Source organism: Bacillus fungorum (assembly GCF_002746455.1).
Taxonomy (GTDB): Bacteria; Bacillota; Bacilli; order Bacillales; family Bacillaceae_G; genus Bacillus_A; species Bacillus_A fungorum.
Genome location: NZ_NWUW01000004.1, coordinates 307,534 through 331,176, shown reverse-complemented (window position 1 = coordinate 331,176; position 23,643 = coordinate 307,534). Strand labels below are relative to the sequence as shown.

Annotated in this window: 27 protein-coding genes and 2 pseudogenes; 9 read left to right on the top strand and 20 right to left on the bottom strand. The window is 34.6% G+C overall.

Features of this window, described 5'->3' with window-relative positions:
* Window positions 1-71: 71 nt before the first annotated feature.
* Complete coding sequence (locus CO726_RS08470) at window positions 72-1,340, bottom strand: MFS transporter (RefSeq protein WP_099683956.1); 1,269 nt, start codon at window positions 1,338-1,340, stop codon at window positions 72-74.
* Window positions 1,341-1,458: 118 nt separating this feature from the next.
* On the opposite strand from CO726_RS08470, the gene CO726_RS08465 reads away from it, so the two are divergent.
* The 5 genes from CO726_RS08465 (at window position 1,459) to CO726_RS08445 (ending at window position 4,549) form a co-directional block, all read left to right on the top strand.
* Window positions 1,459-2,673: a helix-turn-helix domain-containing protein gene (locus CO726_RS08465; protein WP_099683955.1), complete on the top strand. Its 1,215-nt coding sequence runs from the start codon at window positions 1,459-1,461 to the stop codon at window positions 2,671-2,673.
* 66 nt (window positions 2,674-2,739) lie between these two features.
* Complete coding sequence (locus CO726_RS08460) at window positions 2,740-2,919, top strand: H-type small acid-soluble spore protein (protein WP_001025744.1); 180 nt, start codon at window positions 2,740-2,742, stop codon at window positions 2,917-2,919.
* A gap of 177 nt (window positions 2,920-3,096) precedes the next feature.
* Entirely contained in the window at window positions 3,097-3,432 is a 336-nt protein-coding gene (locus CO726_RS08455) for an antibiotic biosynthesis monooxygenase family protein (RefSeq protein ID WP_099683954.1), read from the top strand.
* 2 nt (window positions 3,433-3,434) lie between these two features.
* Window positions 3,435-4,019, top strand: coding sequence for a dienelactone hydrolase family protein (locus CO726_RS08450; RefSeq protein ID WP_099683953.1), 585 nt, complete (start codon window positions 3,435-3,437; stop codon window positions 4,017-4,019).
* Between the two features lie 170 nt (window positions 4,020-4,189).
* Window positions 4,190-4,549, top strand: a complete 360-nt coding sequence (locus CO726_RS08445; RefSeq protein WP_099683952.1) for a hypothetical protein — start codon at window positions 4,190-4,192, stop codon at window positions 4,547-4,549.
* Between the two features lie 27 nt (window positions 4,550-4,576).
* On the opposite strand, the gene CO726_RS08440 is transcribed toward CO726_RS08445, so the two are convergent.
* The 19 genes and pseudogenes from CO726_RS08440 to CO726_RS33135 all read right to left on the bottom strand — a co-directional run.
* Window positions 4,577-4,975: a DUF5367 family protein gene (locus tag CO726_RS08440; protein WP_136699474.1), complete on the bottom strand. Its 399-nt coding sequence runs from the start codon at window positions 4,973-4,975 to the stop codon at window positions 4,577-4,579.
* The gene (locus CO726_RS08435; RefSeq protein WP_099683950.1) at window positions 4,968-5,552 is read right to left on the bottom strand and encodes a TetR/AcrR family transcriptional regulator; all 585 of its coding nucleotides are present in this window, start codon (window positions 5,550-5,552) and stop codon (window positions 4,968-4,970) included. The genes CO726_RS08440 and CO726_RS08435 overlap by 8 nt, the downstream gene beginning before the upstream one ends.
* An 87-nt stretch (window positions 5,553-5,639) precedes the next feature.
* Window positions 5,640-5,810 (bottom strand): DUF3951 domain-containing protein, encoded by a 171-nt coding sequence (locus CO726_RS08430; protein WP_064476524.1) that lies wholly within the window; start codon window positions 5,808-5,810, stop codon window positions 5,640-5,642.
* Window positions 5,811-5,872: 62 nt separating this feature from the next.
* On the bottom strand, window positions 5,873-6,184 hold the full coding sequence (locus tag CO726_RS08425) for an AzlD domain-containing protein (protein ID WP_099683949.1): 312 nt from the start codon (window positions 6,182-6,184) through the stop codon (window positions 5,873-5,875).
* Window positions 6,175-6,900: an AzlC family ABC transporter permease gene (locus tag CO726_RS08420; protein ID WP_099683948.1), complete on the bottom strand. Its 726-nt coding sequence runs from the start codon at window positions 6,898-6,900 to the stop codon at window positions 6,175-6,177. Before CO726_RS08420 ends, CO726_RS08425 begins: the two co-directional genes overlap by 10 nt.
* Window positions 6,893-7,729 carry a TrmB family transcriptional regulator gene (locus tag CO726_RS08415; RefSeq protein ID WP_099683947.1) on the bottom strand — a complete coding sequence of 279 codons (837 nt, stop codon included), beginning with the start codon at window positions 7,727-7,729 and terminating at the stop codon, window positions 6,893-6,895. Before CO726_RS08415 ends, CO726_RS08420 begins: the two co-directional genes overlap by 8 nt.
* A 177-nt stretch (window positions 7,730-7,906) precedes the next feature.
* Window positions 7,907-9,205, bottom strand: a complete 1,299-nt coding sequence (locus tag CO726_RS08410) for an NtaA/DmoA family FMN-dependent monooxygenase (RefSeq protein WP_099683946.1) — start codon at window positions 9,203-9,205, stop codon at window positions 7,907-7,909.
* Between the two features lie 170 nt (window positions 9,206-9,375).
* The gene (locus CO726_RS08405) at window positions 9,376-10,149 is read right to left on the bottom strand and encodes a flagellar basal-body rod protein FlgG (RefSeq protein WP_099683945.1); all 774 of its coding nucleotides are present in this window, start codon (window positions 10,147-10,149) and stop codon (window positions 9,376-9,378) included.
* 43 nt (window positions 10,150-10,192) lie between these two features.
* Window positions 10,193-11,503, bottom strand: coding sequence for a flagellar biosynthesis GTPase FlhF (gene flhF / locus CO726_RS08400; RefSeq protein ID WP_099683944.1), 1,311 nt, complete (start codon window positions 11,501-11,503; stop codon window positions 10,193-10,195).
* Between the two features lie 14 nt (window positions 11,504-11,517).
* Window positions 11,518-13,584, bottom strand: coding sequence for a flagellar biosynthesis protein FlhA (flhA, locus tag CO726_RS08395; RefSeq protein ID WP_099683943.1), 2,067 nt, complete (start codon window positions 13,582-13,584; stop codon window positions 11,518-11,520).
* 22 nt (window positions 13,585-13,606) lie between these two features.
* On the bottom strand, window positions 13,607-14,653 hold the full coding sequence (gene flhB, locus CO726_RS08390; RefSeq protein ID WP_098760431.1) for a flagellar type III secretion system protein FlhB: 1,047 nt from the start codon (window positions 14,651-14,653) through the stop codon (window positions 13,607-13,609).
* A gap of 9 nt (window positions 14,654-14,662) precedes the next feature.
* Window positions 14,663-15,424, bottom strand: a complete 762-nt coding sequence (locus CO726_RS08385) for a flagellar biosynthetic protein FliR (protein WP_099683942.1) — start codon at window positions 15,422-15,424, stop codon at window positions 14,663-14,665.
* Window positions 15,425-15,439: 15 nt separating this feature from the next.
* Complete coding sequence (locus tag CO726_RS08380) at window positions 15,440-15,715, bottom strand: flagellar biosynthetic protein FliQ (RefSeq protein ID WP_098760433.1); 276 nt, start codon at window positions 15,713-15,715, stop codon at window positions 15,440-15,442.
* Window positions 15,716-15,817: 102 nt separating this feature from the next.
* Window positions 15,818-16,576, bottom strand: coding sequence for a flagellar type III secretion system pore protein FliP (locus tag CO726_RS08375; RefSeq protein ID WP_099683941.1), 759 nt, complete (start codon window positions 16,574-16,576; stop codon window positions 15,818-15,820).
* Window positions 16,573-16,887, bottom strand: a complete 315-nt coding sequence (locus tag CO726_RS08370) for a flagellar motor switch protein FliN (protein WP_098760435.1) — start codon at window positions 16,885-16,887, stop codon at window positions 16,573-16,575. The genes CO726_RS08375 and CO726_RS08370 overlap by 4 nt, the downstream gene beginning before the upstream one ends.
* Window positions 16,888-16,899: 12 nt before the next feature.
* Window positions 16,900-17,259: a flagellar motor switch protein FliN gene (locus tag CO726_RS08365; RefSeq protein WP_099683940.1), complete on the bottom strand. Its 360-nt coding sequence runs from the start codon at window positions 17,257-17,259 to the stop codon at window positions 16,900-16,902.
* Window positions 17,260-17,269: 10 nt separating this feature from the next.
* Window positions 17,270-18,256 carry a flagellar motor switch protein FliM gene (gene fliM / locus CO726_RS08360; protein ID WP_099683939.1) on the bottom strand — a complete coding sequence of 329 codons (987 nt, stop codon included), beginning with the start codon at window positions 18,254-18,256 and terminating at the stop codon, window positions 17,270-17,272.
* 14 nt (window positions 18,257-18,270) lie between these two features.
* Window positions 18,271-18,495 carry a flagellar motor switch protein FliN gene (locus tag CO726_RS08355; protein ID WP_098760438.1) on the bottom strand — a complete coding sequence of 75 codons (225 nt, stop codon included), beginning with the start codon at window positions 18,493-18,495 and terminating at the stop codon, window positions 18,271-18,273.
* Window positions 18,496-18,579: 84 nt separating this feature from the next.
* A pseudogene (locus CO726_RS33135) lies at window positions 18,580-18,927 on the bottom strand (lytic transglycosylase domain-containing protein); the annotation flags it as partial.
* 603 nt (window positions 18,928-19,530) lie between these two features.
* Between CO726_RS33135 and CO726_RS08345 the strand changes: the two are divergent.
* The 4 genes and pseudogenes from CO726_RS08345 (at window position 19,531) to rfbB (ending at window position 23,641) form a co-directional block, all read left to right on the top strand.
* Window positions 19,531-20,349, top strand: a complete 819-nt coding sequence (locus tag CO726_RS08345; RefSeq protein ID WP_099683937.1) for a flagellin N-terminal helical domain-containing protein — start codon at window positions 19,531-19,533, stop codon at window positions 20,347-20,349.
* Window positions 20,350-20,661: 312 nt separating this feature from the next.
* Window positions 20,662-20,886, top strand: a pseudogene (locus tag CO726_RS08340) (transposase); the annotation flags it as partial.
* An 824-nt stretch (window positions 20,887-21,710) separates the two neighbouring features.
* Entirely contained in the window at window positions 21,711-22,625 is a 915-nt protein-coding gene (gene rfbA / locus CO726_RS08335) for a glucose-1-phosphate thymidylyltransferase RfbA (RefSeq protein ID WP_099683936.1), read from the top strand.
* Window positions 22,622-23,641, top strand: a complete 1,020-nt coding sequence (gene rfbB, locus CO726_RS08330; RefSeq protein ID WP_099683935.1) for a dTDP-glucose 4,6-dehydratase — start codon at window positions 22,622-22,624, stop codon at window positions 23,639-23,641. Before rfbA ends, rfbB begins: the two co-directional genes overlap by 4 nt.
* The last annotated feature ends 2 nt before the right edge of the window (window positions 23,642-23,643 follow it).

The following is a 23,643-nucleotide window of genomic DNA, read 5'->3' as shown; positions in this document are numbered from 1 at the left end:
GAAAAAGAGTTTCAAAAACTAAAATACTAATTCGGTCATTTTTATAATGATAAGTCAATTTTTTATTATTTTTAAGCCGACACATTTACTTGTTTTTTCGCCATATGTTGCTTTACTCCAACTAATACAACTAACAATAAACCTCCGCCTATTGTCATCATAACAATGCTAGTTGGCAACATATCTAATAATAATCCATATACAATCATACCGAGCGGTGCGATTGCAGTAGCAATTGTTTCAAGTAGGCCAAACACACGCCCTAAGTAGCTCGGGTCTGTCGTTTTTTGCATATGTACTTGCATCGGAATGTTTACGATCATAATTGCTATACCCGTTAACATCATGAAAGCAATATAATAAATAAAACTTGCCACTTTTGGAATGGTAACTAACAACGGGAATACTGTACATAAACTCAAACCTGCAAACAAAAACAGTCCCGTATAAATAGAACGAAACGGATTATTCACTTCTTTACGCACTGATAAAGCAATCGCACCCATTAGCATCCCGACTGCTAACATTCCCTCTACAGTACCGAGTTGCTTTGAAGATAAATGCAATGTATGGACGATAATGTAGGGAAGTGCAACGGTTAGCCCACACGCAAAAAAATTTACCCACAATGCTATTTTCATTAAACCATATATTTCATGTTGTCGTTTTACATATGAAAAACCTTCTTTTACACTCGTCAAGAAATGCTCTTTACTTTCAACCATTTCTTTTTTATATAAATCAAATACAATAAATAATTGCAAAATAACCGCTAAAAAGAACGTAATACTATTTAACAAAAAGAACGACTTAATTGAAAAGAAACCAAATACAACTCCACCAATAATCGGCCCTAAAATATTTGATAAAGAAGCTGCTGTCTGGTTCAAAGCACTCGCTTTTTGAATACGTCCTTCATCTACTAAACTCGGAATAGATGAAGTTAATGCAACAGAATAAAAACTTGCACAAATTGATAATAATGCTGCTGAAATATAAATAAAAAGAAGTGATGGTCCAAATATAGTGGCAAAAATAAACATAATAAGCATCGTTAAGCTACTTAATAAATCAGTGCCAATGACAAGCCACTTTCGATTCACACGGTCTGCTACAGCACCTGCAATCGGACCACAGATCATCCTTGGAAGTGATCCGCAAACGAGCGTAGTAGCAAACCCCATCCCTGAACCAGTTGTCTTTAATACGTATAACCCCATTGCGAACGTATAAATACCTGCGCCTAATAAAGACGTCATCTTTCCAATCATCATTAAAATAATATTTCTCGTTGCAATCTTCATTTTTGAATCAGTTTGACCTATACTTACATCTTCCATTATGACTCTCTCCCCTTAAAAGTTAAATTGTGTTAAACTTATTATATAATCAACTTTCCAATTTTTACAACAAAAAGTTAAATACAATTTAACTTTTTAATTATAAAGGAGCAATAATATGGCAACTCTCGGCGAAAAAATTAAAGCATTACGAAAAGAAAAAAAACTTACTCAAACCGCATTGGCAGGTTCCGAATTGACAAAAAGCATGCTTAGTCAAATTGAAAATGGAAAAGCTACACCTTCCATGAAAACATTACAATATATTGCTGAAAAACTTGAATGTGAAACGAGTTTTTTATTAGAAGAAGATGAAGATGAAATTGTAGAACTCATTCAAAAAATGGAGCAGCTAATAAAGGCAAATAAATGTGATAAGGTGTATGAAACTTTACTTCCTATCGTTCAAAAGGAACTCCCTCTCACTTTAAATACTGCCCGATTATATAAACAATTTATAACTGGAGCGGCTATAATGAAAGATTACAACATTGAATCTTTCGTTGAAAAAGCAACTTCTATTTTTGAAAAATATACTTTATACAGAGACAGTACTGAAACAAAATTAACATTCTCTTATACGTTATTCTCACGTAAAAAGTATGAGGAATGTTTGCAACTTATTGCTCTTATTCGAGATGATTATGAAGCGAACCATTTAGAAATGGATCTTATTATACATATCAGATTGTGCTTAAAAGAAGCCATTATTTTACTCGCATGTGGCAAATATGAGGAATGTGAAAAAATCATATTAAAAGCATTAGCATTTTCAAAAAAACATCAAGTGTATTATAAAACAGATGAATTTTATCGCATATTATCTTATCAAAAAGTCATGATGGCTGATAAAGAACAGTATTTACATTACATTAAGAAATCTGAGCAATTCGCCATTTTTACAGAAGACACTTTATCCGTTGCAATCGTAGATATATTAAAAGCATATTACTACAACACGATTACTAAAGAATATACAATTGCATTAGAACATGTAGAACAATTTCGAGAAAAACTAAAAGACGAACCGATTTTCAAAGAGGATGGGTTGTACTATCTTGAAAAAGGAAAATCTTTGTATGGCTTAAAACGTTATAAGGAAGCATTGGAAATATTAAAACACGCTACCATACCAGATTATATGAGTCATCCACTTGACCAATCGTGGTTATTAACAGCTGGATCTTATCGTGCTCTTTGCTATATAGAACTTCAAGATAAAAAATCTGCCTTGAAAGAAGCAAAAGAAGCGGTTCAAGCGATAAATGGCTATCCTGATTCCATATTCACTTCATTTATTAAAGAAACATTACAAATAATACAAAAACTTTAAAAATGTCTCAAAATGGTATATTATTCCTCTTTTTTAGCAAAGATAATAATGATGGGAGGAATATAAATGAATATTCAACGTGCAAAAGAGCTTTCTGTGTCAGCGGAGCAAGCTAATGTTAGTTTTCAAGGCATGCCTGTTACAATTCAACACGTCGACGAAAGCAACGAAACCGCCCGCATATATGAAGTAAAAAACCCAGGACGCGAATTAACAGTTCCAGTTAATAGCTTAGAGGAAATATAAAAAATGCCACTTCAATTTTTTGAAGTGGCATTTTTCTTACTTTAATATGAATTCTCTATATCCCTTGTTTTAGAATAACTAAAAAAATAAGAATCTTCTACTTCTTTTCTTTTTTTAACCTGCTAAAATACAAACTATGAATGAATTATTCGCACTATATATTAAGGGGGAAAGATAATGAGAACTGATTTAGAAAAAAACAAGCATTATTATGCAGTTATATTCACCTCTAACTTATCAAATGATACAACAGATTATAGTACCACCTCTGAGAAAATGGAGGAACTTGCAAAGCAACAACCTGGATTTCTAGGTGTAGAAAGTGCACGAGATCATTTAGGACTTGGAATCACAATTTCTTATTGGGAATCACTTGAAGCAATTGAAAATTGGAAAACGAACGCCTTACATATAGAAGCGAAAAAAAGAGGGCGCGAGCAATGGTATGAAAACTTTCACCTGCGCATCTGCCTTGTTGAGAAAGAATTTAAGTTTCATAAAGGTACATTGTAACGATGAAGAAAAAATTAGCTCTCATTGCTGTTCATGAAATATATGGTGTAAACGACCATATGCATCACGTTACCCACCACTTCACTTCATCTCATATAGATGTATTCTGTCCTAATCTGCTACAATCGCAACATGCATTTCATTATAGTGATGAAGAAAAAGCATATCATTTTTTTATGAATCATATTGGATTTGATAATGGCAAAAAACAAATTGAAGAATTCATTACTCGTCTTTCTAGTAGTTACACACATATTGGACTTATCGGCTTTAGTGTTGGTGCTACCATCTCATGGCTATGTAGTAACAATCCGAAAATAGATTTTATTATCGGATGTTATGGTTCCCGTATACGTGACTATATTCATATGAAACCAACATGTGCTACCTTACTTATTTTCCCTGAAAAAGAAGTTAGTTTTTCAATATCCTCTTTAATTCAATCGTTGCAGCAACAAAAGAATCCTTTATTAGAAATAAAACAACTACACGGTGAACATGGATTTTTAAATCCGTACACTGAAAAATATAACGAGCACTCTACAAAGCAAGCATACAATTTAATAGATTCATTTCTTGTAAAGTGAAACTTTAATCAGTGGGGGTTGTTCATCCCCCACTGATTATTAGTTGAACAAATCGGGCTTTTATGGGCAGTTGATCCCCCACCTAACCTCTTTTCTTATGCTGAATTTTGAGGTGTGGGCCTTACTGCCCGTTAATGCGGGATAAAAACACTCTTATAAAGGAGACTCAAATGACGCTCACATTACTCTTACTTATTTTCATACTCATTGCCTTTATGTCAGCGCTAACTATCATTTTTGTAACAGGAAAAAAAGGGGAGTTTTTCAAACGCCCCTACTTACAATCTATTATCGTTTACATTTTATTTTTTACAAATTGGATCTTATATGTAACAACTTTTTATGGTTTACTTCCTGAGAAAGTTAGCGAATTCATATTCCTGCCCATTTGGTTTTTCCTTTGTATTTTAGGTTTTATCGTTTTCTGGCGCGAATGGAGAAACAATCGTGTGTTCTCCGTATGTATCGGTTTTCTTTCCTTTATTAGTTTTCTATTTGGGTTATTGTTGTTACTTCTTTCGGGGATGTAATTGTTGTAAAGAGGATAACATACCTCTTTACAACAACTTTTTTCGTTCCATGACGAAAGGAATCAGTAAATATAAAGCATACGCAATAACCATCCAAATGGTAAATGATATGATTTGCTGCGAGGATAATTGTGAGAATATATGAGAGGAATTATATAAGATGTAAGAATCTAAAATTAAACCGATGGCTGTACCACATATACCTAACTTAATAACTGCATATTTCGTAGTATCTAGTTTTTTGTATAACCACATTACAAAGTATAAAGCTATAGCCGTTCCTAATTCAAGAAACGTCATGTGTAGAAAAAAGCTATTTGAAGTGTATTCTAATAAAACGGAAGAACCGAAAATAATGAAGAATGTTGAGGCAAAAAGCCAAACGCCAATAGAAAATAAAATAGTGAGCCAAAGTTTATTATTCACTACCATCTCCTCCCTTTTGTAGCGCTGTAAACTTTTCCAAGAGCATATACAAATCACCATATACTTTATCTTTCGAAAAAGATGGATTGAATAATGCTTGCAATGCCAATCCGTCAATTAATGCATTACATAAAATGCTCCACGTTTCAGTTGAAATTTGAGATGTCATTGTATCTCCTACTTTTTTATTTAACACTCTTGTTAATTCTTGATTTTCATAATGTAACAGTTCACCAATTTTATCTTTCATTGCATCATTTTGTAATCCACTAGCTACTAATTGAAAAAACAAATGATGATACATTGAATCTTTCACACATCTACTTTCGGCAGACTGTAAAGCCTTTTCTAACTGTACATCCTTTCCTATTTGTTCCCACGACGCTTTACAAAACGATTCGGTCACTTCAAGTAATAATTGATCCTTCGTTTTAAAATGATAATATACGGTACCTTGTGTAACTTGAGCACTCTCTGCAACTGCTTTTAATGTCAACTTTTTCATCCCGTGCTGTGCAATCATTTCTTTTGCTGCTTCTAGTAACTTCTCTTTATTAACAACGTTCGGTTTTGCCACTTCTATGACCACCTTTTAAGTTAGTTGTATAACTAACTTAAATTATACAGAAAAATCAAATAAAAAGAAAGGAAGAAAAGCCAACTTTCAACTTTTCTTCCTTCTATGTTTACCTTTAGCTTTCACTGTCACTGATTCACAAGGTGTATAATATATTTGAGGTGTCGCCTTATCAACAAACATCATAAACGTGATGAAGCCGATAATAAAGAAAATAAACAACGTTAACAAAATTGCTCCTATCGTTAAAAGTATCATAACACCACCCCTATATCTTTCATGTTATTACACTTTTCGCTATTATATGAGCGTAATCCTTTTTAGAAAAAAAAACGTAACAAAATAATCACAATCACTCCCGTTAATACTGTACCTAATAGACTACGAGTATATATCGCTACAAGAAATGTTGGAATTGCTGCGATAAGGTAATCCCACTTCATCGTCTCATGCATAAATAATACTTGTGCTAAAAGTGCTGCTAATATCGCAATTGGTATGTAATTTAACCATTTTAAACCCCAGTCCGGAATTTGTAGTTTGCTAAATACGAGTAGAGGTAAAATACGTGGCACGAGTGTGACAGCTCCTGCTGCTAGTAAAAGTAGTATTACGTCCAATCTCATTTCCATTTTTCAATCACAACTCCAATCGTCGCGGCTAGTAATGTTGCGATAATAACCGCTATACTATCTGGCATAAATAAGTGTGAAACGTATGCAATCATAATCGCTACAATTGCAACAGTAAGATGAATTACTAGTTTCGGTTTACTACTTATGAGCTGAAGTACAAATAATCCGATAAACATTGCTGGTAATGCATAATCCATGCCGTACGTATGCGGATCTGGTATCCACTCACCAAACAACCCGCCAATAATAGTAGCAAGAATCCAATTTAAATATGCTGTGACATTTAAACCCATCATCCATCTGTCACCTACATATCCTTTTTGCGCTGCGTGCTGCACTGCAACGCCGAATGTTTCATCTGTAATTTGAGAACCGATCATTACGTTTTTTACTAGGGGAAGTTTCGTAAAGTACGGCGCGAGCGCAGCACTCATTAGAAGATGACGTAAATTAACAAAAAAGACGGTGAAAATGATTGCTGAAGCAGGTGCACCAGCTGCATACATACCAGCTAATATAAATTGGGCAGAACCCGCATAAATTAAAGTGGACATAAACGCAATTTCAATGACGGAGAAACCTGCTGTTTTTGCAATTACACCAGCTGCTATACCGATGCTTAAATAACCAAATACAGTTGGTAAACAATCTTTTACTCCTTGTTGAAATGTATCCTCGCTTTGCAAAGCTACATGTGCCTGAGCTTTACTCATCTCTATCATCCACCATTCCTTTTAAAGTTCGTTTTCCTGTTACGACATGAACTAAATCTATATTTTCACGCCATAACGTATCTAACTTATCAGCTCCAAATTCCTTCGTGATTTCTTCAACCATAATATCGTGCCGCACATACTCTGTAGCAACGAGAACTAACGCTGGGTCATACGTTGTAACGGCCCATGAAGTGCTATCATTTGAAAAGTTCGCAATTAATACTTCCTCTCCATCACGAGCAATAACAGTTAAATGACCACCCATTCTCTTTTCAACAACGTGGGGCGTCATATAATTATGGTGAAACGTCGCACCTATTTTTGTATTTGGAGCACCAAATAAGATTGAAAATATATGTACACCTTCCTCTTCCTTTTGATGAATATATGGTTCAATTTCATGCACTTGATCTTCCCATACAGAAATCCACAACTCTTCCTTCGCCCTATTAATTATATTGCATATTTCTTTTATAACACGATCATTTGAGCGAATATGCGAAATTACATCTATTTGTCGCTCTTGTTCTAAACCGTTTAATTTCTGGTCTAAAAATTCAAATGACTTTTCAAAATCTTTTCGCATTCGATTCATTAACTCCGTAGCTGGTACTGGTACATATTTTACTGGTTCAGTAGGAACGATATGCACTGCTCCTTTATCCATCAATTTACCGAGAACTTCATAAACCATCGAACGAGGTACCCCTGTTTGTTTACTCACTTCATATCCTGTTACTGGGGAATGTTTTAGTAATCCAATATACGCTTTACATTCGTATTGGGAAAAACCTAATTTTTGTAATTCCTTTATAATTTCATCCATTGGTAATCCCCTCTCATTCTATATAACTCTCATCTCAAAACGACACATATATATTAGTAGTTATTAGTATACCTACTAATATAAAAAAACAGACCTATAAAGTCAATTGATAATTCTGAATTTTAAACCAAAAATAAAAAGCCTCCTTACGAAAGGCTTTTCTACATAGTATCTCACTTATTTTAGCTGCAACGTATTTGATAAATTCTCCTCCAAATGTTCCCGTAAAGTAGAGCCTGTATACTCTTCCCTAAATACACCAGCCTTTACGAATAAAGGAATGACTTCACTAAAAAATAGATCTAGTGACTTTGGAGGTCCTCCTGGAATAGCGATAAATCCATCTAACGCTCCTGCCTCAAATCTATCCATAATTTGCTTCGCAACGTCTTTTGGTGTACCAACTGCAACCCAATGAGCAGAACCAACAACTTCTGGTCGTTCTAGTATTTGTTCAACGGTTGGTTCATTATTAATGATGAAATTCCGTAATAATTCTGCATGTGTTTTACTACGTACAGTTTGATCCCGACTTGGCAGCATATCTTCAGTTACCTTACTTTCTAGTGGAATTCCTCTAGCGTCTAATCCAAGCACCATTTCAAGTAAAGCGAATCTCTTCTCTTTTGTGAGATGTTGATGAGCTTGCCTATGCATTTCTAACGCTTCTTCATATGTATCACCTATAAAGAAATATAATCCAGGTAATACGCGTATATCATCTTGGTTACGACCATGTTTTTCTGCTCTTCGTCTTAAATCTTGACGCAGTTCCATTCCTGCCTCTACATCTGGCGTTGCAGCAAAAATTGCATCCGCAACAGAAGCCGCAAAATCCCGGCCCGACTCTGAAGCACCAGCTTGAAATAATGGCATTTCCCCTGAAATATGCTGCGGAATATTAAGTGGTCCTTTCACCTCAAAGTATTCACCACTATGCTCAATAGGCTTTACCATCTCTCTAATGACTTCCGTGTTATCTACTTTCAAAACTTCATAAGGATGGCTTCTCCAAAGTTTTCTTACTAACTCTGTACATTCTGCCGCTTTCGCATATCGTTCCTCAGATGGCGGCATCCCTGTCTCACCAAAGTTTCCTGCACCATCAATGGATGTGACAATATTCCAACCTACTCGGCCATTACTAATCCAGTTTAAAGATTGTAATTGCCTTGCAAGTATGTATGGTGGATAAAACGATGTGGAGGCAGTCGTAACCACTCCAATTTTTTCTGTTGCATACACAATAGCAGTAAACAATAATGTCGGATCTAAAATTACATTCCCTTTATTTCGGGCAATTAAATCAGGGTGCGCCACTAAATAATCTGCTTTAAAAACAAAATCTAACTTCGATTTTTCTGCTCGTTTCGCTAACTCTACTTGTTCATCAATTCCCGAATCAAATATACACTCTTCCTCTTTCTTTCTCGAAATTAAACATAATCCAATGCAAAGTTGTTTTTTTGTAGACATATACACACCATCCCCTTGTTTTTAATTCACTTAGTTAAATAAATATTACTGTCATTATGAAATTCCATTCTTATAAAAATAGATAAAACGATATTGATAATCATTATCATTTTATGATGTAACTGTAATAAAAGCAATAATAAAAAAAGACTCCCACTAACGGGAGTCTCCTATCTCAATATTTCATTCGCTTCTTTTTCATAAATTTTATCAAATGAAGTCATAATACGTTGTGACGCTTGAATCATCTTTTGATTCGTCATTAAATCTGTCATCTCTTTCGTCATATCTACATTTGAATTTTCTAGCATATGATTTTTTACTGTCCCTGTTCCGTTCGGTAAATTAGTAATGTTTCCTTCTGCTAGTGTAAAGCTTTTGTTTTCTCGTTGCACAAGACGAGCATTCGTTTCTGCATCTACTGTTTTTGTTTGCAAACGAGCAATATTGTTTTGTGTTACTTCATCATACAATGTACCGTCTGCTTGTACAGCGATCTTTGCTCCTTCTGGAATATGAATACGTTCATTATTCTCACCCATTACGAAAGCACCAGATGATGTTTGTAAATAACGGTCACTATTTACTGTAAAATGGCCATCCCTCGTTAAAAATGTTTCATCATTTTTTGAAGTAACGAAAAATGATGCTGTACCAGCCGTCCCGTCATCTAAGAAGAAATCTGTAGGGCTATTTGTAATTTGTATATTACCTTGCACTAAGTTCACATGCGTTGCAGCTGGCACTACAGCGTAATCGACTGAGCCGATATTTGTTACAGCCCCATCTCCGCGGCGATATGTGTCTTGTACATCAAATACTTTAGAAGTCATATTTTCTGCTTTAAATCCCGTTGTTTGGGCATTTGCGACGTTATTCGCATGTACATTTAAATGCTGCATGTAATTCATCATACCCATAGAACCTATATAAATACCGTTCATACTCGTTCGAATAAGACAATTGCCTTATTCTTCACCTCTTTTCTTACGATGTTTGTAACATTTGTTTCGCTAAATGTTCAGCTGTAGCAATATGTATATGTTGCTTTACGTCTTGTCCATCTGTCATTAACACAATTGGAGCTGATGATACTGCTGGAATTTTCAACAATTCACCACTACTTGCTGTTTCATCAAGTTTCGTAAACACGATACCATCAATATGAATATCTTTAAAGTTCGTAATGATTTCAATCATGTCTTTACTTTTCATAGAAGCTGATAACGTTAAACAAATATAATCTGGCTCTACTTGCCCCATCGTCTCAATCATTTCTTCAACCGTTTCTGACGTACGATAATTTTTCCCAGCTGTATCTATTAAAATATAATCGACGCGCGCTTCTTCTTTAAAATACGTAAGTGCTCTTGCCATTGCAGCTTCATCTCGTACAGCGATAACTTCTGCTCCAATTGTTTTTACGTAATCTTGTAGCTGCTGCACTGTCCCGATGCGAGAGTGGTCTGTGGTAATAAAACCAACTGTTTTTTTCTTACCATGAAACTGCCATGCCATTTTCGCAAGTGTCGTCGTTTTCCCGACTCCAGTTGGACCGATTAATGCAATTGTTTGTACTTCTTTTTCAAATACGTTTTCAGTATTGAAATGAGATCTCATATCTTCCAATATATAACCGATGACTTCTTCTTCAGTAATCATCGTTGCATTCTCAAACTTCACTTTTAACTTCTCAGCATATGCATGAATGAAATATTGTTCTACATCGTTTTTCTCTAGCATCCTAATTACTTTTTGAATAATAAACGGTACAGATTCTTGTTTTTCTTGCTTAACAACTACTTCTTCTTTCTTTACAGGAACAACTTGTTTCACAGCAGGCTGTTTTTTCGCTACTTTCGTCTCTCCTGTATGCTTCACAACGACAATACCTTTTTCAAACAGTTGTAATAGTTTCTCTTTTTTTCTCGTCCATTCTTTACTATTTCCTGTTTGCATCGCTGCATACGGCATAGAAGTCGTTACGTTTTCTAAATTGTGTAGTACCGACTGAATTCCATTTGCCTTCACAATTTCTTCTGAAGGTTCATTCACAATATCCATTAATTGTTCATGAAATTGATTTGCTCCTTCGCTACTTTCTCCCTGTTTATCCTCAGGAAAAGCGACTAACATTTCATAGTTCTTTTTCCAAAAAAACGGGATATTTCTTTTTACACTTTCATCGACAACGTAATAATAATCTGTACCATATTGGTCAAATAACTTTCGATACAATTCATTTTTCGAAGCTGCTTTTATTCGCAGTAACGCTTCTTTTTTTTCTGTACTCTCCATTACTTCACCTCCTACTATTCAATATAAGCAATTTGATCTACAACAATTTCTGGTGCTAATTCGCTAATACATAATACTTTTGCTTCTATTTGATAACGCTCAAGAAGTCTCACAATAGCAAATCTGAAATCTTTTCTACGCGTTAATAATACTGGTTCTCTTCCCATTAAACGAGCTTGTTTGAAGACGCGCTGTACTTGTTCAACTACACGCGTTTCTAATTCTAAATCCCAGTTTAATAAATAACCTTGGTATGAATTGTTAACAACATCCGCATCTAACTCAAGCGAATCCGCGAAGAGTGCTGCATAAATTTTTCCGTCAGGATTTTTCGCATGTTCACAAATTACTTTAGAAATACATTCGCGAACAAATGCGGTAACGCCGTCAACTTGATTTTGATAAATTTCTTTACCATCAATAATTCCTTCAATAATTGTTGGTAAATCTCGAATTGAAATACCTTCTTTTAGAAGCTGCTTAATTACATTTTGAACTAGTGATAAGTCAATTTCTTTCTTCTTAATTTCTTCTAGTAGAACACCGTGATCATTTTCAAGTGACTGAATTAAATCTTTCACATGTTGACGCTGGATTAGCTCATGAAGATTACGGCGAATCATTACATCTAAATGCGTAATTAATATACTAAGCGGCTCTAATACTTGATAACCTTTCATCTGCGCATCTTGAACCATATGCTCTAAAATCCAATATCCATCTTCACCGAAAATTGGATCTTTCGCTGGTTCCGCATCTAAATCAGCCATTACATTCGGCGTTTTCAATGCTAATAAATACCCTGATTTTAAAACACCTTCTGCGACTTTAGCACCTTTAATCCGGATCATATAACGTCCACGTGGTCTAAAACTCGTATTATCTTTAAAGTTAATTCCTGGAACATTAATACCAAGATCGGTAATAATCGACTTTCTCATAAGAACCACTTTGTCACGGGCCGTTTCTCCATTAATCTTCTGTTTCACAAGCGCTGCTAAATCCAATCCTAGTTCCACGATGATTGGATATTTATCTGTAAATACCCCAAACGAGTCTTCCACTTGTTGTAGCTGATCATCATCGCTTTGAATCATTTCTAATTCTTTTTGCATCTCATCTTCTTTTTGTTTCTTCATTCGTTGTTTATTGCGGATTCCTAAGAAGATAATGCCGCCGCCCACAAGTGCAAATGGTAAAAATGGTAGTGGCGTAAAAATACCCATTGCGATAAATAGACCACCAAGCGCGTAAACAACAACTTCATGCGCTAATAACTCTTTAAAGATTCCTTCTGTTACTGTATCAGGTGAACCGTCAAATACACGCGTTACAATAATACCTGTTGAAATGGCTAACATTAGCGATCCAATTTGGTTTACAATTCCATCACCGACAGTTAGCTGCGTATAATGAAGGGCAGCTTCAGCAAAGCTCATACCCTGCTGCATCATCCCAACAATTAATCCGAAAATAATATTAACGAATAAAATGACAATCCCGAAAATAACGTCCCCTTTAATGAACTTTCCGGCACCGTCCATCGCTCCATAAAACTCTGTTTCCATATTTAATTTTTTTCGTTTATGCTGTGCATCTTTTTCTGTAATAATACGCTGATTTAAATCGGCATCGATGGACATTTGCTTCCCTGGTAAGGAATCAAGTGTAAAACGAGCCGCAACTTCAGCGGTACGAGATGAACCGTTGGCTACAATAAACTGGAAAATAATTAATACAGTGAAAATAACGATACCAATTAATAAGTTCCCGCCAATTACAAACTGACCGAACTCCTCAATAACATGACCAGCGTTTCCGTTTGTTAAAATCGCTCGCGTTGTCGAAACGTTAATCGATACGCGGAAAATCCCGATTAATAACAGCATAGTCGGAAACGACTTTAACTCGTCCCACTCTTTAATACTTGTTGCTCGCATATAAATAAGCACTGACATGCTTAATAAGAAAACAATGACAATATCAAGTATAAATGGCGGAAGTGGAATTAAGAGCGCCACAACGAATGACGCTGCTAAAAAGATAGAAAAATAGGTTCTTGCAGAATCTATTTTAAACAAAGAGATCTCCTCCAAACGCGCTTTACACTTCAATTTGTTTCGTTTGAATTAAATAGCGCATAACTTCAATTACAGCTACATATAAATCTTCTGGAATCGTCTCCTCTTCCTCGACCTGGTAGTATAAAGACCGAGCAAGTGGACGGTTTTCCACCATCGGTATTTCTTGTTCACGGGCAAGTGTCCGCATATATAATGCGAGCTCGTCTTCCCCCTTTGCCACCACAATTGGCGCGGCGTCAACGTGTTTATTGTAACGAAGCGCAACAGAAATGTGCGTTGGGTTATTTACAATAAACGTTGCACCATCCATCTTCTTCGCAATCGTCCCTTGCAAGATGGCATGCATAAAGTTTTTTCGTTTTCCCTTTACTTGAGGATCCCCTTCATTATCTTTATGCTCTTGTTTTACTTCTTCTTTTTTCATCTTAATATCTTGCTCGTACTCCCATTTTTGATAAACAAAATCAACAATAGCAAGCACAATTAAAATAATTAAAATCGCTAAAAAGATAAACTTAATTTCCCTTATAATTTCTGTAACCGATGCCGTCCAGTTAAACCCAATCATACTGACGATTTTCTCTAAATTCTTTTTAAAAAGCACATAGGAAACATAACCAATTAAACCCATATAAAACAATGACTTTAAAATATCCACTAAACTTTTTCGACTAAACAATCTCGTAAAATAGTTTTTCGGATTAATACGCGATGCTTTCGGTTTAATGATTTTAGAAGAAAATAGGAAACCAACTTGAATCATATGATTGAATAACTGAAAAGCATAGACAAGTATCAAGATAGGCGCTGATACTTTCAAAAGCAGCATACCCATTAAATAAAAATACTCGGTTGAATCTTCATTCTTCCCAATTTGATCGAACAGTACCGCAACAGAATTTGCAATCTCATACCCAAGCCAATCTCCGAAAAAATAAACTACCACTGCTAGTACAAGTATCGAAAATAAATTATTTAAATCTTTACTCCGGGCGACATTCCCTTCTTCACGCGATTTTTTACGCTTCTGCGGGGTGGCCTTTTCTGTTTTATTATCCTTTGCCATACGCGCCCCCTACTTCGTTAAGAAAAAGTTAAATAGTTTTGTATATTCCTCAAATAATACATTTGTTAAATTTTTAAATATATAAGCCAACATTGGGACACTCATTGCAATTAACAAAATACCACATGTAATTTTAATTAAAAAAGCGTTCATAAATATATTGAGTTGTTGTGCATTTTTAGCAATTAAAATCAATACAAAATTAATAATGAATAAAGTTCCCATAATTGGTAATGCTATCTCGACAGCTGAAGTAATTACAAATAATAATGTTGCTAAAACACTATCTAGAAAATTCGTTGTTAACAATTTTGAAATCGCTTCTGTGTACTGAAAGGATTTTAAAATTGTAGCAACAAAATAATCAATTCCACCAAGCGAGACAAAAATGATAACAAAAAAGATATCAAAAATGGTTGCAATAAGCGTTGATTGTGTACCACTATTTACATCAAATAAGCTGGCCTGTGAAAAGCCAATATCAAAATCTATAATATGCCCGGCCATTTTTGGTATATTCAATAGCATTTCTACAATTTTAGCTAGCACTAATCCAATGACCAATTGTGTGGCAGCATATGCTACAACTTCTCCAATTGTTGAAATCTGGGATATATCAATTTTATCAGCCACTGTAATTGATAATCCCAGTCCAAATGTAATCTTTACCATCGCTGGGACTGATCTACCCGAAAAAAACGGTAAAAAGTATAAAAAAGTGGCAATACGACAAAACGCAAAAAAAGTGCCTGCCCATAATTCCATATTCATCTCACATCACCCTTTTCAGTAAGAGCGCAACAATGTTGGAATCTTGTCATACAAATCCAAAATGAGAGTCGTTAATTCTTGAAACATCCATGGACCTACAATAATAATAACGAGAATAATTGTTGCCATCTTTGGCAAAAATGTCAAAGTCTGCTCTTGAATTTGCATCATCGCCATTAACACTGAAATAATGATAACAACAATCATACTGACTCCAGCTACAGGGAGTACAATTTGAAATCCTTTATAAAAAAAAGTTTGAAAGATTTCTGTAATAGGTGTTATGTTCATCCAAATTTGACTCCTAACGTATATATTCTTAACTGAATGAGATATGTAATTAAACATTCATATTTCCATTTCAGCTTCACAATAATCTTTTATCCTATTACTCTAACTAACCGTTTTAAACATAATATCTACAATCTTTGTATATCCACCTAAATAAACAAAAACAAGTATTTTAAACGGTAAACTTAAAATCATCGGTGGTACCATCATCATCCCAAGGTACATTAAAAGCGTACTAATAATTAAATCGATAAAGACAAATGCCAAATAAATGAACATCCCCGTCAGCAAACCTTTTTGAATTTGTGTTAACGTAAAGGATGGTACAAGCGTAAATAACGAAATGTCTTTCATATTCTTCGGTAACTCTTCCCCACGCACTTTCAGCATCATTTTTAAATCATGCTTATACGTATGCTTTGCCATATACTCTTTCATAATGGGCGCCGTTGTCTCAGCTGCTTGACTTACCGTTATTTTCTCTTTCGTCATTGGATCCCACACGTCACCTTTTAATTGTCCAAGTACAGGCTGCATCGTAAATAATGATAAAAATAGTGCTAGTCCCACAAGAACTTGGTTCGGTGGTAAGTTCATTACCCCAAGTCCTTGCCTTGTAATTCCAAGCACAATCATAAAATAAGTAAAATGCGTGAATAAAAGAACAATAGAAGACGATAACGATAGGAGTGTTACAAGTGCAAATAACTGCACACTTGAATTACTCGTAAACTCTTTCCCATTTTCAAAATTAATAAAACCGTTTGGCGCTGCATACGCTGGATTTACAAAAATAATTGAAAAAATAATTGAAAATATAAAAATGACCGCAATTGACGATAAATATTTTTTTATTCTCATGATGGATCCTCTACTTTTTTTGTTTCACTCTTTACTGCATCTTCTAGCGCTTGTTGAAACTGATTTCCTGTTAGTTGTACAGATTGTACACCGTTATTACTCACAACAGTGAATATTTGTTTTCCATCTACTTCAAATAAAAAGGCGCTCGTTTGATGATTTAAAAACACGCCATCTTTCACTTGAATATGACCATTCTCACCTTGCTTAAAAAACTGCTGTTTGCGCGTCTTCTTCGTCATATAATACGCACCATAGCCGAGCGCACCAAACAGTAAAATAACTTGTAATAAGGTCGTCATATACGACATATGACTCCTCCTCTACTCTTTTTCCTCTACTTGCTGCTGCGCAATCATAAGCGCAGCCTTTTTCTTCTCAGCCTCGATTTCAGAAATAATAATACCAAACTTCTCGTCCATCACAATCGCTTCACCAATGCCGACTTTTATATCACTTAAATATACATCAACTTTATGTCCTAGATTCTTTTCAACTTCTAAGATATCACCGACTTTTAAAGTTTTTACATCTCCAAGCTGAATCGATGCTTTTCCAAGCTTCACACCAAGCTCAATAGATATATCCGAAACGGTTTCAATATGTGCTTTCCCAGATTCATTACGTTCTCCTGCATATTCTTCTAAGCTCATTAACGATACAGGTGATACTTCATGCTTCATATGTATCCTCCTACTCTACAAAACTTTTAAACAAGAGCGCCTTACGCGTCCCGTCTTTTCCAATAAAACAATTAAACTTATGTTTTCCATCTACATAACCACGCAACTGATTGGTTACTTTCGTATGAAGCGGAATAATATCCCCCTCTTCAATTTGCTCAATCTCACCAATCTTCATCTTCTGCTCGCCAACCGCTACATGAACTGGCTTATACACTTGATTGACTTTCACTTCTACTTCAGAAGTATACTTCTTTCGCTTATCAGAAGAGTGTTCGACAATATTTTCAGATGTTAGCTTATCCATAATATCTTCGACAGATAAGAACGGAATCCCAATACGAACTGTCGTATTCCAAAACTCTGTTTTCATATTAACGTTCAGCAAGGAAATAATATCACTTGCCGTCGTAATTTTCAGCGCATTTGGGTCTGTCTCCGTCGTCACAAACTTCGGCTGAATTGCAACAACACTTTCAAATGCTTGCTCTAAATTTTTACAAAGTAGAGAGAAAATATTATCAAGTGTTAAAAATTCAAACGCCGTTAGCGGTCTACGAATTGTAAACTCACGCTTACTATCCCCGCCAAGCCAGCATTCATGGATATAAATAATAAATGCTAAGTCCATCTCAATAACAATTTCTCCAAGCTCTGGTAACCCGAGATCAATGACGCAATATAAATAATAGTCTTTCGGCATCTTCTCCACATACTCACTTGTAAATGGAACCTGCTCAACCGTTGAAGGTTCTAATTCAATTGGAATACGCATACGCGCTGCCAGTGACTGCGACGTCTGCTTTCCAAAGCTAGCCGCAACTGCCTGCAAGCTACGTAAATGCTCCACGCCAAACTTTTCTGGTCTATTAAAATCATACTCTTGAAACTTTCCTTGTTTGTCTGCTTCTTGTGCGAAAGCCGGCATCTCTGAACCATCATTCATCGCCTTCAGCAGCGCATCGATTTGTTCTTGGCTTAATTTATCGCCACTCATGAAAATCCCCTTCCCTATCCTTTCAATTCAACAATTTCAACGTACATTTTTCCATTTTTCGTTAAAATCATTCCGGTTCCAATCTCTTCATTTTCCAACATAAGACGCACCGTATTTTTTGTTGAATTTTCAAGACGATACAATGTTCCTTTCGTAATATGAAGCAGATCATCAATTTTCTTTCTTGTTTTTCCAATTTCAAAATAAATTGTTAATGGAATATCATCTTGTAATTTCAAATCTAGCCAACTCCCATATTATGTTCACAAAAATTCCATGTTTTTCTATGTACAATAAAATTTTTAGTTTGAAACGTCGATATTTAATATTTTTTTAATATATCCTTGCGTTTCTTTAAATGGTGGTACACCTCCATACTTTCTGACATTTCCAGGTCCTGCATTATAAGATGCAAGTGCCAAGACGAGATCGCCTTTGTTCTTTTTCAAATAGCCTGTTAACTCTTTCACCCCAGCTTCAATACTTTCCGCTGGCGAAAATGGGTCTTGCACACCAAGTTCCTTCACATTTTCTGGCATCAGTTGCATTAATCCCTTCGCTCCGGCATGAGACACCGTTTTTGGATTAAAGTCTGACTCCACTTCAATCATTTTTTGAATTAATGTTTTTGGAATTCCATATGTACGACTTGTACGATCAATAATATCCATATACTTCTCTTTATTTTCAGAACGTATATTTTGAATATTATATTTCTTCGTTAATCCCCACATATCAACATTCTCATTATTCGCTTCTGAGAAACGTCGTACAAACTCTTTCTGTGCCACCTGAATTGGTTCTGCTTGTTTTGTTTCAGCTTTAGGGGTATCAACCCGCTTACTAACTTCTTCTACTTTCGTAGGCTGCACTGTAGCTTTCGTCTCTTTCACCGACGTACTTTGCAACGTTTCTTGAAAGCGACTGCTCACAAAAGCTTGTGGGCTACTTAACTTTTGCTGAATTTGTCCTTTCTTATATGAAAGAACTTCTTTTACTATATTCCCAATTACCATAATATCACCTTTTCGGTAAACAAAGATAATCTAATATTAGAGTTTTTTTTTTAAGTTTGCAATAATCCTTTTAATAATATTGTAATAAAAAAACGAACAAATTGTTAAACTGTTATTTTTTTATATTCATTAATTCAAATTTTTAGTTGACACCCGCTATAACGGTAATATACAATAAATCTCGAAATTGATTTTTTTGTATATTACCGTTTAGGGATTTACAGAAAAATTAATATAAAAAAATGGGGGTTCTTAATAATGAGAATTAATACAAACATCAACAGCATGCGTACTCAAGAGTACATGCGCCAAAACCAAGAAAAAATGAGTACGTCTATGAACCGTTTATCAAGCGGTAAAGCAATCAACAGTGCAGCAGACGATGCAGCAGGTCTTGCAATCGCAACTCGTATGCGTGCAAACGAAGGCGGCTTAAACGTTGCTTCTCGTAACTCTCAAGACGGTAAGTCTATGATTCAAACAGCTGATTCAGCATTACAAACAGTATCAAACATCTTACTTCGTATGCGTGACCTAGCAGTTCAATCTGCCAACGGTACAAACTCTGGTACTGACCGTGCAGCTCTTCAAAAAGAGTTCACTGCATTAACAGATCAAATTGATTACATCTCTTCGAATACAAAATTTAATGGCACAGATTTAATGTCTAAGACAGCTACAGTTAGCATTAAATCTACTGATGCTTCTGGTGCTACGACAATTGATGTTAATTTAAAACAAATTACTGCAACTTCATTAGCAGTGGATAATGCAAAAGCAAAAATCGACTCTAACTCTGCTGCTGATGCTGCAATTAGCAATATCGATGCTGCAATTAATTCAATCGCTGACCACCGTGCAACTTTAGGTGCAACTTTAAATCGTTTAGATTACAACATTGAAAACTTAAACAGCCAATCAACTGCTATGGCATCTTCTGCTTCTCAAATCGAAGACGCTGACATGGCAAAAGAAATGTCTGAAATGACGAAATTCAAGATTTTAAGCGAAGCTGGCGTAAGCATGCTTTCTCAAGCGAACCAAACACCACAAATGGTAAGTAAATTATTACAATAATCCATTTAAAAACTACTGACAAAAAGCCTTTCAGCGAAGTATATACTTTTGCTGAAAGGCTTTTTAATTTTTCTTCCCCTTTTATTTTCCATCAATTCTTCACTGTAGCATACTCTTTTTTATACAATAAAACGCTATTTACCCGTAGATAAAAAATTCTTCTCTATCTTATTTTCTTCCATTATTATATACAGCTTTTTAATACAGTTGGATATATAGTATCTAAAATATCTCACCTTCGTCATTTATGCTCATTGATGTGGGAAAATCTCCAATATGCAAAGTAGACTCTAAACCTCTTTCACCTTTGAGAATCCATATTTTTTCACATTTTATACCTTTCCAAATCCTATTTAGAGAAGTATTTATTCAACAAATTTAATTGAAGCGTTTAACAAGCAAATCAAAAAATATACGAAACGCAAAGAACAATTCCAAAATGAGGAATCATTAGAAAAATTTCTTGTTTCACAATTTGAAACGTACAATCAGTGCTTCACAACTCACTGCCATTTAGGCTTCGATCAAGCTCAATGAGAACTAACAGCAATGTTGCAGGTCAAAAATTAAAGAGTTCCTACAAGAAAAGAAATCCTTTATTTACACAAAATATAACATTTATAAAAATCTATTCAATTTTAATGTAAAAATTATTATATAATATAAGGATAATATAGTATAAAATCGTATTGACAAACGTTTTATTAAACGCACGCTGTTAGTTAGCAATTTCAGTTGTTATAAAGCTACAATACTGTTTATAAATATCACATTTATACATTGCAAAATAACAATTATAAAAATCTATTCAATTTTAATGTAAAAATTATTATATAATACAAGAATAATATAGTATAAAATCGTATCGACAAACGTTTTATTAAACGTACGCTGTTAGTTAGCAGTTTCAGTTGTTATAAAGCTACAATACTATTTATAAATATCACATTCATACATTGCAAATAACATTTATAAAAATCTATTCAATTTTAATGTAAAAATTATTATATAATATAAGGATAATATAGTATAAAATCGTATTAACAAACGTTTTATTAAACGCACGCTGTTAGTTAGCAATTTCAGTTGTTATAAAGCTACAATACTGTTTATAAATATCACATTCATACATTGCAAAATAACATTTATAAAAATTCATTCCATTTTAATGTAAAAATTATTATATAATATAAGAATAATATAGTATAAAATCGTATCGACAAACGTTTTATTAAACGTACACTGTTAGTTAGCAATTTCAGTTGTTATAAAGCTACAATACTGTTTATAAATATCACATTCATACATTGTAAAATGACAATTGTATTTCTAAAAAAGACATGTTAGGAGTGATTTAAAACATGAAAGGCATTCTTCTTGCTGGTGGTAGTGGTACAAGATTGTACCCTCTCACCCAAATAATTTCAAAACAATTGTTACCAATATATGACAAACCAATGATTTATTATCCTTTATCCGTATTTATGTTAGCTGGGATTAAAGAAATTTTAATTATTTCTACCCCGCAAGACATTTCTAAATTCGAACAAATACTTGGAAATGGATCACAATTAGGTATCTCACTTTCTTATGCGATACAACCATCACCTGATGGATTAGCACAAGCATTTCTAATTGGAGAAGAGTTTATCGGTGATGATAACGTCGCTCTTATTTTAGGAGATAATATATTTTATGGACAAGGGTTAACCCCTCTTCTCCAGCAAGCTGCTGCTCAAAAAACTGGCGCTACTATTTTTGGATATTATGTAAATGACCCACAACGCTTTGGTGTCATCGAATTTGATCAATATAAAAAAGTTATATCGATTGAAGAAAAACCTAATATTCCAAAATCAAACTATGCAGTAACTGGACTCTACTTTTACGATAATCGTGTCATAGATATTGCAAAAAGTCTAACTCCTTCCTCTCGTGGGGAGTTAGAAATCACCGATATTAATCAAAAATATTTACAATTAGGTGAGTTGCATGTAGAGATTTTAGGCCGTGGTTACGCTTGGTTAGATACAGGAACACATGAATCACTATTAGAAGCATCACAATTTATTGAAACAATCGAAAAACGACAAAGCTTAAAAGTAGCTTGTTTAGAGGAAATCGCTTTTCGAATGGGCTATATTTCTAAAGAACAATTGTTAATATATGCCGAACGATTACAAAAAAACCAATATGGTCAATATTTATTTAAAATTGCACAGCAAGCTACGCTAGAACACTCTACTACATCATACATACAGGAGTTGTCATTATGAAACTATTAGTCACAGGTGGAGCTGGATTTATTGGCAGTAATTTTATCCGCTATATAATAAGCAAGTATCCTACTTATCATATCGTAAATATAGATGCATTAACATATGCGGGAAATCTTGAAAACTTACAAACTGTTGAAAATGAATCATCTTATACATTTGTAAAAGGAGATATTACAGATTACTCATTCATTAATCATCTATTTGCGACAGAAGCATTTGATTACGTTATCAACTTTGCAGCGGAATCTCACGTCGATCGTAGTATTACACAACCAGATATTTTTACACAAACAAACATTCAAGGAACTCAACATTTATTACACGCCGCAAAACAATACGGCGTAAAAAAGTATGTACAAATCTCAACAGACGAGGTATATGGAACGTTAGGAGAAACTGGCTTTTTTACAGAGGATACACCGTTAGCGCCGAATAGTCCTTATAGCGCGAGTAAAGCGAGTGCTGATTTACTTGTACGTGCCTACTATGAAACATTTGGTTTACCGGTTAATATTACACGCTGTTCTAATAACTATGGACCGTTCCATTTTCCAGAAAAATTAATTCCACTTATGATTATTAATACTTTACACAATAAACCTCTTCCTATATATGGTGATGGCTTACAAGTGCGCGATTGGCTACATGTAGAAGACCATTGCCGTGCTATAGACCTTATACTACATAACGGGCGTATCGGAGAAGTATATAATATTGGTGGTAATAATGAATATACAAATATTGCTGTTGTAAAAAAAATTATAACGTATCTTGGAAAGTCAGAATCGCTCATTCAATATGTACTAGATCGTCCTGGGCATGACAGACGCTATGCAATTGATTCTATGAAGCTACAAACAGAGCTAGGTTGGTCTCCTCTGCATACGTTCGATGCTGGTATTAAACAAACAATTCAATGGTATGTAGAAAATGAAAAATGGTGGAGAAAGATTATTTCCGGACAATATAAAGAGTACTATAATACACAATATAAACCACTATTAACCATTTAACA